Annotated in this window: 7 protein-coding genes; all 7 read left to right on the top strand. The window is 64.5% G+C overall.

What is annotated here, in order from left to right:
* The first annotated feature begins 107 nt into the window (after positions 1–107).
* Genes dibA through DXK50_RS14955 form a run of 7 tightly spaced genes read left to right on the top strand, consistent with a single transcriptional unit; the run spans position 108 to position 14,261 of the window.
* Complete coding sequence (gene dibA, locus DXK50_RS14985) at positions 108–2,408, top strand: phosphodiesterase DibA (RefSeq protein ID WP_212630863.1); 2,301 nt, start codon at positions 108–110, stop codon at positions 2,406–2,408.
* A 1-nt stretch (position 2,409) separates the two neighbouring features.
* Positions 2,410–3,531 (top strand): HDOD domain-containing protein, encoded by a 1,122-nt coding sequence (locus DXK50_RS14980; RefSeq protein WP_212630862.1) that lies wholly within the window; start codon positions 2,410–2,412, stop codon positions 3,529–3,531.
* Positions 3,532–3,539: 8 nt separating this feature from the next.
* Positions 3,540–7,406, top strand: a complete 3,867-nt coding sequence (locus DXK50_RS25290; protein ID WP_212630861.1) for a PAS domain S-box protein — start codon at positions 3,540–3,542, stop codon at positions 7,404–7,406.
* Positions 7,403–9,325, top strand: a complete 1,923-nt coding sequence (locus DXK50_RS14970; RefSeq protein WP_212630860.1) for an ATP-binding protein — start codon at positions 7,403–7,405, stop codon at positions 9,323–9,325. Before DXK50_RS25290 ends, DXK50_RS14970 begins: the two co-directional genes overlap by 4 nt.
* Positions 9,322–12,213, top strand: a complete 2,892-nt coding sequence (locus DXK50_RS14965; RefSeq protein ID WP_212630859.1) for a CHASE domain-containing protein — start codon at positions 9,322–9,324, stop codon at positions 12,211–12,213. The genes DXK50_RS14970 and DXK50_RS14965 overlap by 4 nt, the downstream gene beginning before the upstream one ends.
* Complete coding sequence (locus DXK50_RS14960; protein ID WP_161867902.1) at positions 12,206–12,592, top strand: response regulator; 387 nt, start codon at positions 12,206–12,208, stop codon at positions 12,590–12,592. Before DXK50_RS14965 ends, DXK50_RS14960 begins: the two co-directional genes overlap by 8 nt.
* Positions 12,585–14,261, top strand: coding sequence for a diguanylate cyclase (locus tag DXK50_RS14955; RefSeq protein WP_212630858.1), 1,677 nt, complete (start codon positions 12,585–12,587; stop codon positions 14,259–14,261). The genes DXK50_RS14960 and DXK50_RS14955 overlap by 8 nt, the downstream gene beginning before the upstream one ends.
* Positions 14,262–14,279 lie beyond the last annotated feature (18 nt).

Raw genomic sequence — 14,279 nt, 5'->3', positions numbered from 1 at the left:
TTATCCCTGACCCATGCCAGAAAACCAGTTGGTCTTTTAGATAAGAATGTTTCAGCCGCCGCCCATCTATACTGCCCAACATTTCCAGGGAGCGTAGCCGCCCACTCATGCGTATCGACACCGCCGCCTTGCGTCTGACCCTGGGCTACCTGCTATTGGCTGGTCTGTGGATTCTTCTCAGCGATCAGCTACTCACAGCACTGGGGCTTTCCGTGGCGCAGCAGGAGCGCGTGCAGTCACTCAAGGGCCTGTTCTTCGTCGTACTCACCAGTTCGCTGCTGTATCTCGTGCTGCACCGCCATGCGCAGCAGTACCGCAGTGCGCGCCTGCAACTGGCGAGCAACGAGGAGCGCCTGCGCCTGGCGCTGGACGCTACGCGCGATGGGCTGTGGGACTGGGATGTGTCGAGTCGCCGCGTGTTTTTCTCCGAAGGCTACGCCAAGCTCCTCGGGCTCACCCCGCAGACGCTGGGCGACACCCGTGAGGCCTGGGCTGCACGCCTGCATCCGGATGACCAGGAGCGCGCTCTGCAGGCGCTCAACGCCGACCTGGGCCAACAGCATTACGACAGCATCCACCGTCTGCGCCATGCCGATGGCAGCTATCGCTGGATTCACTCTCGCGGCCGGCTGCTGCGTGATGAGGACGGCCAGCCGCAGCGCTTCATCGGTATCGCCAGCGATATCACCCAGCAGCGCGCCAACGATGACAGCCTGCGTCAGGCTGCTGCCGTGTTCGATGCCACCCAGGAAGGCGTGCTGGTGACCGACGCAGAGCAGCGCATCGTCCACATCAATCCCGCCTTCAGCCGCATCACCGGTTACAGCAGTGAGGAAGTCCTCGGACAGCACCCCAACCTGCTCAAGTCTGGCCGTCACGATGCAGCTTTCTACCGCAGCCTGTGGCACGCGCTGGAAAACCGTGGCGCCTGGAGCGGCGAAGTATGGAACCGGCGCAAGAGCGGCGAAATCTACCCGCAATGGCAATGCATCCGCGCGATCCATGACAAGCTGGGCCACGTCAGCCATTACGTGGCCGTGTTCTCCGATATCACCGCACTCAAGCGTTCGCAGCGCGAGCTGGATTACCTCGCCCATCACGACCCGCTGAGCAACCTGCCCAACCGTCTTTTGTTTACCGAGCGTATCGCCCACGCGCTCGAGCGCAGCGGGATCGAAGAGCTGCGCGGCGCGGTGCTGCTGATCGATCTGGATCACTTCAAGCACATCAACGAAAGCCTTGGCCACAATGTCGGCGACCTGCTGCTCAAGGGCGTTGGTGAGCGCCTGCAGCAGGATCTGCCCAGCGGCACGACCCTGGCCCGGCTTGGCGGCGACGAGTTCGGCCTGCTCTGCGAAGCCTGCGGCGACGCGGCACAGGCTGCTGAGCTGGCACAAAGCCTGTTGCGTCACCTGGAAACGCCCTTCCGCCTCGATGGCCACGAGCTGTACATCGGCGCCAGTATCGGTATCAGCCTGTTCCCCGGAGATGCCGACACGGTCGAACAGGTCCTGCGTAATGCCGACTCCGCGCTGTTCAAGGCCAAGAGCAGTGGTCGAGAGGGCTATGCCTTCTACGTGCAGGAACTCACCGACTACGCCCGCCAGCGCGTGGAACTGGCCAGCAGCCTGCGCCATGCGCTGGATAACCAGGAGCTGCGCGTCTACTACCAGCCGCTGCACGACCTGCGTGACGGCCGCCAGGTAGGCATGGAAGCCTTGGTGCGCTGGCAACATCCGCAACGCGGGCTGATTCCCCCCGGCGAGTTCATCCCGGTTGCCGAGGAGAACGGCATGATCGGCATCATCGATGCCTGGGTGCTGGAGCAGGCCTGTCGTCAGATGGTGCGCTGGAATGCCCAGGGCAGCTCGCTGGATTTCGTAGCGGTGAACGTCTCCAGCCGTCTGTTCAGCCGAGGCGAGCTCGACCAGAAAGTGGCCAGCGTGCTCGCCGAAACGGGCCTGCCTCCCGAACAACTGGAGCTGGAAGTGACCGAGAGCGCGATCATGGAAGACCCCGACGCCGCCCTGAAGCTGCTTACCAGCCTGCGGGCACTGGGCGTGCGCCTGGCCATCGATGACTTCGGCACAGGCTACAGTTCGCTGGCGCGCCTCAAGCGCCTGCCGGTGGACAAGCTCAAGCTCGACCAGAGCTTCGTCCGTGGCCTGCCCGACGACTCCGAGGACGCCGCCATCGCTCGCGCAGTGATAGCGCTGGGCAAGAGCCTGGGCCTCAGAGTACTCGCAGAGGGTATCGAACAACCCGCTCAGGCCGACTTCCTGCGCGAGCTAGGCTGCAATTACGGCCAGGGCTATCACTTCGGCCGCCCGCAGCCGGTACCTGCCGAAGTCAGCGACAACGCATCCTTCAACGAAGCGAACAATAGCCAGTCCAGCACCAGGAGCTGACATGCGCGTGCTGATTCTAGAAGACGATCCCTGGATCGCCGATCTGCTCAAACAGATCGTACTTAGCCTGCGCCCCGCAGCCCGAGTCGACTGCAAGGCACGCCTGGCAGACGCCATGTCGGCCTGGCAGAGCGAACCGGCTCAACTGGTGATCGCTGACTGGAACCTGCCGGACGGCAGCGGCACTCAGTTGCTGCAGGCCGTGCGCAGCCAGGACCGCGAGGTGGCTCTGGTGATGGTCACTGCCCGAGCAGACCGCAACAGCGTGCTCGAGGTACGCCCGCTGGGCATCAATGCCTTCATCAGCAAACCCTTTCAGGTACCCAAGGTTCTGGAGTGCCTGCAGCGACTGCTGCCAGAGGCTGCCGCACCTGCCGCTGCGCCACTCGGCGAAGAAGACTTTCTTCAGCGCCTGGGCGCACTGCGCGACGACGAAATCGATTTGCCGCTACGCGATGATCTTCGCCAGCAGCTGCTCGCCATCGCCGCAACATCCACCAGTTTGCAGGAGCTTGGCGACCTCTGGCAGCAGGACCCGGCCGTGCAGGCGCGACTCGTCGCTGCGGCCAACAATCCGCTCTATAACAGTACAGGACAGCCATGCAGCAGCCTGGCCGACGCCGTGCGCCGCCTGGGTGCCGCCACCGCGCTGAACCTTGTTCAGGGTCTGGCGCTGCGCCCGGTGAACAGCCTGCAGGACGCCGATCTGAAAGCCTTGGGTGAAAGCCTGCTACAAACGCAGTTGAGCCTGCGCCAGAGGGTCGCCGAGCTGGCCAAGGCCTGCCAACTGGACCCGGCGCCACTGCAATGCGCGGCACTGCTGCAACGCATGGGGGAACTGGCCGTACTGCAGCAGGCGCAGATCTGGCGCAAGCGCGGCCTGACCCTGCATGAGGATCAGCTGCAACGAGCGCTGCGCCAGCACAGCAGCGAGCTGGCCAACCGGCTCAAGGCACACTGGCGCCTACCCAACGTCATACGTGAACTGATTGGAGCCTGTTATGCCCTCGCGCCCGGCAACGCCCGTCGCGAGCCGATTCTCATGCGCCTGGCCTGTGCCGAAATGCAGAGCCCGGACAGCCAGGAAGTGCAGCGTCTGCGCCGTTTGGCCGGACTGAACTGAGGCAGCGGATGAACACGATCAGACTGGGTAATCGCTGGTTCGGGCTCTGGAACGCCAGCCGCTGGAACGCCAGCCGCTGGATAGTCATCTGCGGCAGCTTTTGCCTGGCAATGTTCTTCGCTTTTCTGGGGCACCAGGCGCTGAACGAGCGCGAAGCGCTCTGGCAGCTGCAGATCGGCAAGCAGGCGGAAATTCAACGCATGGCCCTGAACAGTACCCAGCATGGGCTACAGGAGCGCACGATGCTGCTGGCTGAAACCATCGCTGCCGATGCCTGGGTGGTAGATCTGGTGCGTCAGGCCCATGCCCTGCCGGCGAACGACCTGGAAAACCTGGCCATCATTCGCAAACAGCTCTATACCCGCCTGGCGCCGCGCTGGCGCCACCTGCAGGCGCGCCAGCCGTTTCGCCTGTACGTGCATCTGGCACCGGATATCAAGGTGCTGCTGCGGGTACACGAACCCGAGCACTTCGGCGATTTGCAGATCGGCTGGCGTCCCATGGTACTGGAGGCGCTGCGCAGTGGCACAAGCCAGGCCGGTTTGGGCCTGACCCGCGGCAGCATCGGCATGCGAGCGATCGCCCCGCTGCTGGTCGAAGGCGCAAACGGAACAGTACAGGTTGGCGCCATCGAGGTGGCCATGGGCGTGCTCGAAGACCTCGCACAGCTGGACCGCGAATTCGACAGCGGCGTTGCCCTGCTGCTGCGCGGAGATCTCCTGCTGGGTTCAGGCAGCGGCGAGGATCTGCGCGGCCTGTCCGGAGATACCCGGCGCTGGCAACTGATGGGCCACTCGCGCCCGCAGATACTGACCTGGCAACAGCAAGGGCGACTGCCGGAACCGCAGGAGGGCAACAGCCTACGCCTGCTGGACGATGGCGAGCGCTTTTATCTGGTCAATCAGGTGGCGCTGAGCAGCTATCGGCAGACCTACGAACGGAGCACCGAACCGTTGGCGGTCGCCCTGATCTGGCACGACGTCAGTGATCAATACAACGTGCATCGACGTGACAAGCGCCGGCTGATCATCAAATGGTTGCTTGCCTGGTGCGGTGCCGAAGCGCTTTTGCTGGTCCTGCTGCGCAGTACCAGGCGCAGTACTCAGCGCCTGATGCAGCGCCAGCAGGCGGCGCTGCGCGCTCTCAATGAGATCGCCGCACTGCCGAGCCTGAGCCGCACCGAGCAATTGCGCCAGGCGCTGCGTCTGGGCGCCGAGCATTTCGGCATGCCGCTGGGCATCATCAGCCACATCGAGGGCGAGCAGTACCAGGTGCTGGTGCAAGTTTCCCCCGAGGGTGCAATGAGCGATGGCCAGCAGTTCGAGTTGAGTGAGACCTATTGCAGCCTGACGCTGCAGCAGAGCGAGGCGTTGGCCATCACCCACATGGCCGATTCGCAGTATCGGCGCCATACGTGCTATCGCCAGTACGCCCTGGAAAGCTACATCGGCATCACCGTGCGGGTAGCCGGCAAGCCCTTCGGTACCCTGGCCTTCGCCAATCCGGAGCCACGCATCCGGCCGTTCGATGACGCCGACCGCGACTTTCTCGGCCTGTTCGCCCGCTGGGTCGGGGCCATGCTCGAACGCCAACAACAGGAGCAAGCCGTACGCTCGGCGCGAGCCTACCTGCAGGCGGTGCTGGACTCGGCCACCGGGGTGTCGATCATCGCCTCCGATAGCAACGGCACCATCAACCTGTTCAACTCCGGCGCCGAACGCCTGCTGGGCTACAGCGCCGAAGAAATGGTCGGACGCCAGACCCCGGCCGTATTTCACCTCGCCGAAGAAGTTCACGCCCGCGCCAGCGAGCTGAGCGAGGTGGCCGGCCAGCCAGTCACGGGCCTTGAAGTGTTCGTGCACAACGCACGTGGCGGCGAGCCGGAAACCCGCCAGTGGACCTATCGCCACAAGGACGGCAGCCTGCGTCAGGTCAACCTCACCGTCAGCGCGATATTCGACGAAGGCGGCCAGATCACCGGCTTCCTCGGCATCGCCAGCGATATCAGCGAGCTGCTGCAGACCACCCGCGCCCTGCAGAAGAGTGAGAGTCGCTTCCGCGGCCTGGTGGCGAACCTGCCCGGCGTGGTGTATCGCTGCGCCCATGATGCCGACTGGACCATGCGCTACATCAGCGACGAGATTGCCAAGCTCTGCGGCTACCCGGCCAGCGATATCATCGACAATCGCGTACGCAGCTATTCCAGCATCGTCCATCCCGATGATCTGCCCATCACCTTCCGTATCGGTGAAGCACTCGAGCAGCAGAAACCCTTCGAACTGACCTACCGCCTGCGCCATGCAGATGGCCATGACGTCTGGGTCAGGGGCAAGGGCCGCGGCGAGTACGACAGTAATGGCCAGCTGTTGTGGATCGACGGCTTCATCTGGGACGTCAGCGAACGTCATGCCATGGAAGACGAGCTGCGCCTGAGTCAGCAGCGTTTTCTAAGCGCCTTCGACACCGCCCCGCAGGGCATGGCCCTGGTCGCTCCGGACGGTCGCTGGCTTGAGGTCAACGCCGAGTTGTGCCGCATGCTCGGCTACAGCCGCGAAGAGCTGCAGGCACTGACCTACCAGCAGGTCACCCATCCCGACGACCTGGATACCGACCAGGAAAATATGGCCAACCTGTTGGCCGGGCAGATCAATGCCTACCAGATGGAAAAACGCTACCTGGACAAGCAGGGCCGTGTTCTCTGGGTGCTGCTCAGCGTATCGCTGGTACGTGACAGTGCAGGGCAGCCGGTGCACTTCGTTTCGCAGATCCAGGACTTCAGCGACCGCGTCGCCGCCGAACGCGCCGTGCGCGAGCGCGAGCACTATCTGAGTACCCTGCTCGACAACGTAGTCGACGCCATCGTCACCATCGACGAACACGGCCACATCGAGACCTTCAACCACGCGGCCGAAGAAATATTCGGCTACCGACAGGATGAAGTGGCCGGGCGCAACGTCAGCCTGCTGATGCCCGAGCCGGAAAGCGGCGCACATGACAGCTACCTTGAGCGCTACCTGCGCACCGGGAAGGCCTGGGTGGTGGGCCAGGTCCGCGAACTGGAGGGCATGCGTCAGAGCGGCGAGCGCTTCGCCATGGAACTGGCCGTTTCGCAGATCAGCCACCAGGGGCAGCGTCGCTTCATTGCGGTGATTCGCGACATCGCCGAGCGCAAGCGCATCGAACAGATGAAAAACGAGTTCGTCTCCACCGTCAGCCATGAGCTGCGCACCCCACTGACGGCCATCGCCGGCTCGCTCGGACTGATCAACGGTGGCGCTCTCGGCGAGGTGCCGCAGGCCATGCGCCAGATGCTGAGCATTGCCCACAGCAACAGCCAGCGCCTCAGCGCATTGATCAACGACCTGCTGGATATGGACAAACTGGTCGCCGGCAAGATGCACTTCGACCTGCAGACGAGCCTGCTGCAGCCGCTGCTGGAGCAGACGCTGCTGCACAACCAGCCCTATGCCGAGCAACATCAGGTCCAGCTGCGCCTGCAGGTCGAGAGCGACGCCCTGGTACGGGTGGACGCCCAGCGCCTGGCGCAGGTGATGGCCAACCTGCTGTCCAACGCCGCCAAGTTTTCGCCTTCCGGCGGCCAGGTCGTGGTCAGATTGCAGCACTGCGGCGAGATGATGCGGGTCAGCGTGTCGGATAACGGCCCCGGAATACCGGAAGCCTTCAAATCCCGCATATTCAGCAAGTTCTCCCAGGCCGACTCCGGCGATACCCGGCAGCAGGGCGGGACAGGGCTGGGGCTGGCCATCTGCAAGGAAATCATCGAACGCATGGGCGGACACATAGGCTTCGACTCCTCCCCCGGCCTAGGTGCTACCTTCTGGTTTGAATTACCGGTCACAGGAAGTGCGTCATGAGCCAAGCCCCGATTCCCGGCAACGAGCGGCAGCGCCTGGCTGCGCTGCACGCCCTGGAGCTACTCGACAGTCCGCCCGAAGCGATGTTCGATCACATCACTGCGCTGGCCGCGGAAATCTGCGAAACCCCTATCGCGCTGATCTCGCTCGTCGACGCTCAGCGCCAGTGGTTCAAGAGCCGGGTCGGCCTGGAGGCAGAACAGACCGCGCGCGAACTCGCCTTCTGCGCCCATGCAGTGCATGCCGATGCGTTGCTGGAGGTGGACAACGCACTGGATGACGTGCGCTTTCGCGACAATCCGCTGGTCACCTCGGAACCGCACATTCGCTTCTATGCCGGCGTGCCCCTGCACGACGGCCAGGGACTGGCCCTCGGCACCCTGTGCGTGATCGACCGCCAGCCGCGCCGGCTCGATCAGCATCAGCGCATGCAGTTGCAGCACCTGGCGCAATTGACCGGCGAGCTGTTCGAGCTGCGCCTGCAGGCGCGCCGCCAGGCCGAACAGAGCGCCATGCACCAGGCCATGCTCGACAACGCCGGCAGCGCGGTACTGGTGCTGGATCCGCAGGGCCGGGTGTTGCGCAGCAACAGCGAAGCGCAGCAGCTGCTGAGCTATCCGGCCAAAGAGCTGGACCAGCAGTACGTATCGCAGCTGCTGCTCGATCCCGGTCAGTTCGAACGCCTTTGCGCCGCCAGCCTCGGTGGCCCGCAGAGCACCGAGGGACAAATGCGCGCGCGCAGCGGGCAGAGCCTGCCGGTACGTCTGAATCTTTCGCCGATTCGTACCGAAGGTCAGCCGCTGCAGGGCTACCTGCTGGTGGCCAACGACCTCAGCCAGCGCGACGAAGCCCGCCAGCGCCTGCAGCGTATAGCCGCACAACTGCCCGGCATGGTCTATCAATATCTGCTGCGCGCCGATGGCAGCAGCTGCTTTCCCTACGCCAGCGCAGGTATAGGCGATATCTATGGCTGTACTCCCGAGGAAGTCGGCCAGGACGCCGCGCCGGTACACGCGCGTCTGCATGCCGAAGATGCATCGCCCGTGCGCGAAGCGATCGCCGCTTCGGCCCGGAGCCTGACCACCTGGCATCAGGAGTACCGCGTGCTGCACCCCGAACGCGGCCTGATCTGGGTCGAGGGACGCGCTGCCCCACAGCGGTTGCCCGACGGCGACACGCTGTGGCACGGCTTCATCAGCGACATCAGCGAGCGCAAACGCGGCGAACAGCTGCAGAACGAATTCGTCTCTACGGTCAGTCACGAGCTGCGCACGCCGCTCACCGCCATCGCCGGCTCGCTCGGTCTGATCAACGGCGGCGCCCTGGGCGAGGTGCCGCACACCATGCGCCAGATGCTGGAGATCGCGCAGAGCAACAGCCAGCGCCTGCGCCACCTGATCGATGACCTGCTGGACATGGACAAGCTGGTCGCCGGCAAGATGCGCTTCGATCTGCAGCCGCTGGCCCTGCGCGCGCTGCTGCAGCAGGCACTGCACAACAACCAGCCCTATGCCGAACGCCACCAGGTGCGACTGCACCTGCTGGCGGGCGACGACTGTCAGGTGCTGGCCGACCCCCAGCGCCTGGAACAGGTGCTGGCCAACCTGCTGGCCAATGCCGCCAAATTTTCCGCTGCCGGGCAGAGCGTCGAGCTCGCAGCCGTACCCGAAGACGGCTGGGTGCGCATCAGCGTGCGTGACCAAGGCCAGGGCATCGCCGACGACTTCAAACCACGCATTTTCAGCAAGTTCGCCCAGGCTGACGCCGGCGACACGCGCCGCCAGGGCGGCACCGGCCTCGGTCTGGCGATCAGCAAGGAAATCATCGAACACATGGGCGGACACATCGGCTTCGACTCAACCCTGGGTCAGGGCAGCACCTTCTGGATGAGACTGCCCCTGGCTGGAGCGCAATCATGAGAACCACCCGCGCCCTGCTCGCGTCTCTGTTCAGTCGCGTCAACCTGCTGGCCTGGGCGGTGCTGGCGCTGGCCTTGGGAGCGACGTTGCTGGCCTGGTACAACCTGCGCCAGAGCCAGACCGAGTCCGCCACCCGTCAGTTCGAACTGCTCACCGAGGAGCTGAGCCGGGCCATCGTCAAGCGTATGGAAGAACAGGAGAGTATCCTGCTCGGTGCCGCCGGTCTGTTCGATGCCAGCGAAGACGTCAGCCGTGCGGATTGGCGCGCCTATACCGAGCGCCTGCGCCTGGACGAGCGCTATCCGGGCATTCAGGGGCTGGGCTTTGCGCAGATGCTGGAGGCGCAGCAACTGCCAACATTCGAGAGCGAGATTCGCGCCGAGGGCTTTGCCGATTTTCACATGCAGCCACCCGGCCAGCGCGAACGTTACGCTGTGATCCGCTTCATCGAGCCTTTCACCGGGCGCAACCTGGCCGCCTTCGGCTTCGACATGCTGTCCGAGCCGGTGCGCCGCGCGGCCATGCTCGACGCCGGACGCAGCGGCCAGAGCCGCCTGTCCGGCCGCGTCATCCTGCGCCAGGAGACCCACGGCAAGGTCCAGCCAGGGCTGCTGCTGTACGTCCCGCTGTACTGGCCACAACGCCCGCTGGACACCCCGGAGCAGCGCCTGGCCGCGCTGCGCGGCTTCGCCTACAGCCCGTTCAGGATTCACGACCTGATGCATGGCATCCTCGGCGAACGTCAACGCGAGCTGGACTTCGAGCTGTACGCCGGCGGCGCCACCAGCGAAGGTGCCGAACTGCTCTATAGCAGTCGCGGCGACGTACCAATAACGCAGCCGGCCGACAGCCAACACCGACTTGAGATGTTCGGCCAGACCTGGCACCTGGACTTCCACTACGCACCGGGCTACCTCGCCCGCGAACACCGCGGCGAGGTGGCACTGCTGGTGCTCGGCGGCTGCATCAGCCTGCTGCTGTTCTTTCTGGTCAGCACCCTCAGCCTGCGCCGCGCTCAGGTACAGGAACTGGCCGCACGCATCACCGAGCAGTTGCATCGCAGCGAGGAACGTCTGGCGCTGGCGCTCAAAGGCAGCAATGACGGCTGGTGGGATATCGACGTCAAGGCCGGCAGCTTTTTCGCCTCGGCGCGCGGCTGGCAAATGCTCGGTTATCCAGAACAAGGGCCGCCAGGCTTTGCCGACGACCCCCTGGCCTGGGAAACGCTGGTGCACCCGGAAGACCTGCCGGCGGCACGCGCCCGTCTGTATCAGGCGTTTCATGAGGGCGCCAGCAACTTCACCCTCGACTGTCGCCTGCTGCGTGTCGACGGCAGCGAACTACCGGCGCTACTACGCGGGTATATCCAGCGCGACGCCAGCGGCTACCCGCTGCGCATCACCGGCACCACCATGGACCAGAGCGAAGCCAAACGCATCGAGCGTCTCAAGAGCGAGTTCGTCTCCACCGTCAGTCACGAGCTGCGTACCCCGCTGACCGCGATTGCCGGCTCGCTCGGGCTGATCAACGGTGGCGCCCTCGGCGCGGTACCGGAAGGTATGCGCACCATGCTGAGCATCGCTCAGGCCAACAGCCAGCGTCTCAGCCATCTGATCAACGACCTGCTGGACATGGACAAGCTGGAAGCCGGCAAGATGCAGTTCGATCTGCAGCCCTGCGAACTTGCTGCCCAGCTCGAGGAGGCGCTGGCCAGCAACCAGGCCTATGCAGCCCAGCGCCAGGTGCAGCTGCACCTGAGCGACTGCCCGCCGGTGCGGGTACGGGTCGATGCCATGCGCCTGCAGCAGGTGCTGGCCAACTTCATTTCCAACGCGGTGAAGTACTCGCCGCCCGGGGCCGAGGTACGTCTGCGTGCCGAACGTAGTGGCTCCCGCGTGCGTGTCGAAGTGATTGACCAGGGCCCGGGTATCGCCGCCGAATTTCGTCAGCGCATCTTCAGCAAGTTCTCCCAGGCTGACGCCAGCGACAGCCGCAGCAAGGGCGGTACCGGGCTCGGCCTGGCCATCAGCAAGGAGCTGATCGAGCGCATGGGCGGCCAGATCGGCTTCGACTCGGTCGAAGGCCAGGGTGCCTGCTTCTGGTTCGAGCTGCCGATGCTGGCCGAAGCCGCCCTGCCCGCTTCTGGCGACGGCCGTCGCAGCCTGCTGGTGGTCGAAGACGAACCGGACATTGCCAGCCTGCTGCGCCAGTTGCTGGAAGACGCCGGCTATCGCGTGCGCCTGGCCCACAGCCTGGACGAAGCACGTGCCTGCCTGCGCGAGGAAACGCCTGCCGCCATCAGCCTCGATCTGCGTCTGCCGGACGGCGACGGCCTGCAACTGGTGCAGGAACTGCGTGCCGATGCACGCTACCGCGAGCTGCCGATCCTGGTGGTTTCCGCCGCTTGCGAGGAAGGTCGCCTGGCGCTCGAGGGCGCGCCTGCGCTGGATTGGCTGAGCAAGCCGATCGACTCACAGCGCCTGCTCGGCAGCCTTGCCCAGGCCCTGCAGAACCTGCCGCACAGCCCACGCGTACTGCATGTCGAGGACGATTACGATCTGCGCCTGGTAGTCGCCGAACAAGGCCGCGGACTGGCCGAGTTCGTGCCCGCCGACAGCCTCGCCGAAGCACGCCGCCTGCTCGCCGAAGAGCCTTTCGATCTGGTCCTGCTCGACCTTGGCCTGCCCGACGGCAGCGGCCTGGAGCTGGTCGACGAACTGCAGCGCGAGCACCCGGGTCTACCGGTAGCCGTGCTCTCGGCCAGCGAGATGAACGGCTGCGAGTTGGCCGGGGTAAGCGAAACACTGGCCAAATCGCGCAATGATGGGCAACACTTCCTGCACATGCTTAACCGCCTATTACCCGCCAAGGAGACCGGCCATGACTGAGCTCAAGCGCATCCTTCACGTCGAGGACGATCCCTCGATCCAGGCCGTGGCCAAGGTCGCTCTGGAAGCCGTCGGCGGTTTTCAGGTACTGAGCTGCTCCAGCGGCCTGGAAGCGCTCGATCAGGTGCAAGGCTTCGCTCCCGACTTCATCCTGCTCGATGTGATGATGCCCGGTATGGACGGTCCGCAGACGCTGGAAAAACTGCGCGAACTGGTGGACATCGACAGCGTACCGGTGGCCTTCATGACCGCCAAGGTACAGCCCGGCGAAGTGGCCCATTACCGTAGTCTGGGCGCACTCGACGTGATCGTGAAACCCTTCGACCCCATGCAACTCGCCGCCCAGATCCGGCAGATCTGGAGTCAGCGCCATGGCTGAACAGGGCAATGCCATCCCGCAGACCTTGCAGCAGCACCTGCAGCGGCTTGGTCAGCAGTTCGCCGAGCGCCTGCGTCAGGAGCTTCCGCAACTGACGCAACAGGGCGAGCAACTGCTCGCAGCCGGCGACGAGCAGCGCGGGCAGCTGTTGCAAGCACTGCGCGACCAGCTTCATCGCCTCGCCGGCAGTGCCGGCACCTTCGGTTTCGATCAGTTGGGCCAGCAAGCGCGAGAACTGGAACAGCAGGCCGAACGCTGGCTGGATCAGCAGCAGCGCCAGCAGCAGGACCTCGACGTCTTCGTCGCCGCGCTGCTGCAGCTAGGCGAGCAGTCGGATGCCGACAGCAGCCCGGACGAACAACCGAAAGCAGCCAAGCCGCTGGCACGTACGGAGAGCGATACACGGCTCATCTACATTCTCGAAGACGAAATGACCGTCGGCGAAAACATGCGCCTGACGCTGAGCAACTTTGGTTATCGTGCCGAGCACTTCCGTACTACAACCGATCTCGATACCGCCCTGCTGCAGCAACTGCCCGATGCACTGATCGTCGACGTCAACCTGGCCAACGAAGACCGCAGCGGCCTGGATTACGCCGCACGTCTGCAGCAGCGCCTGGAAGTGCCTCTACCGTTGCTGGTGTTGACCCATCAGGACGACTTCGCCACCCAGCTGCAGGCGGTGCGTGCCGGCGCGCAGGGTTTCTTCGCCAAGCCGGTGGACATCCCGCAGCTGGAAAGCCGCCTGGAGCGCTGTTTCGCCCAGCAGAACGGCGAGCCCTACCGGGTGCTGATCGTCGACGACGACCGCGACCTGGCCAGCCGTTACAGCCTGGTGCTGCGCGACGCGGGCATGCTGGTGGAAATTCTTCAGGACCCGGCGCAGATCTTCGAGCATCTGCGCGATTTCAATCCGGAAGTGGTACTGCTCGACGTCAACATGCCGGACTGTACCGGCCCCGAGCTTGCGCAGATCATCCGCTGCAACGACGACTGGCTGCGCATCCCGATCATCTACCTGTCGGCGGAGACCGATATCGCCAAGCAGATGAATGCGCTGATCAAGGCCGGCGACGATTTCGTCACCAAACCGATTTCCGACAACGCCCTGGTCGCCGCCGTTTTCTCTCGCGCCCAGCGTGCCCGCCTGCTGTCCAATGCGCTGGCGCGTGACAGCCTCACGGGTCTGCTCAAGCATGGCGATATCAAGGAGCAGGTGGCGATCGAACTGGAGCGCGCGCTGCGAACCGGCAACCGGGCCAGCGTGGTGATGCTGGATATCGATCACTTCAAACGGGTCAACGACGAACACGGTCACGCGGCAGGCGACAACGTCATCCGCGCGCTGGCCAACCTGCTGCGCCAGCGCCTACGCCGGGTCGACAGCCTGGGCCGCTATGGTGGTGAGGAATTTCTCGCCGTGCTGCCGGACTGTACGCCGCAGCAGGCCAAACAGATCGTCGATGAGATTCGCGAACGCTTCGCCGAGCTGCGCTTCATCGCCGATGGCAGCGAATTTTCCTGCACCCTGAGTGCCGGTGTCGCCGGCACCGATCTGCACAGCCAGGCCGAACAGCTGCGCGAGCGTGCTGACAAAGCGCTATATGCAGCCAAGCATGGCGGCCGCAATCAGGTGCAGATAGCCGCGTCGGAAGAGCATCGCGGCTGAAGCCCGCTGCTACACCAG

It is taken from the genome of Pseudomonas sp. KB-10, assembly GCF_018221585.1.
Taxonomy (GTDB): domain Bacteria; phylum Pseudomonadota; class Gammaproteobacteria; order Pseudomonadales; family Pseudomonadaceae; genus Aquipseudomonas; species Aquipseudomonas yangonensis.
Note: the sequence above shows the minus strand (reverse complement) of the source record. Positions and strands in the feature narration are given on the sequence as shown.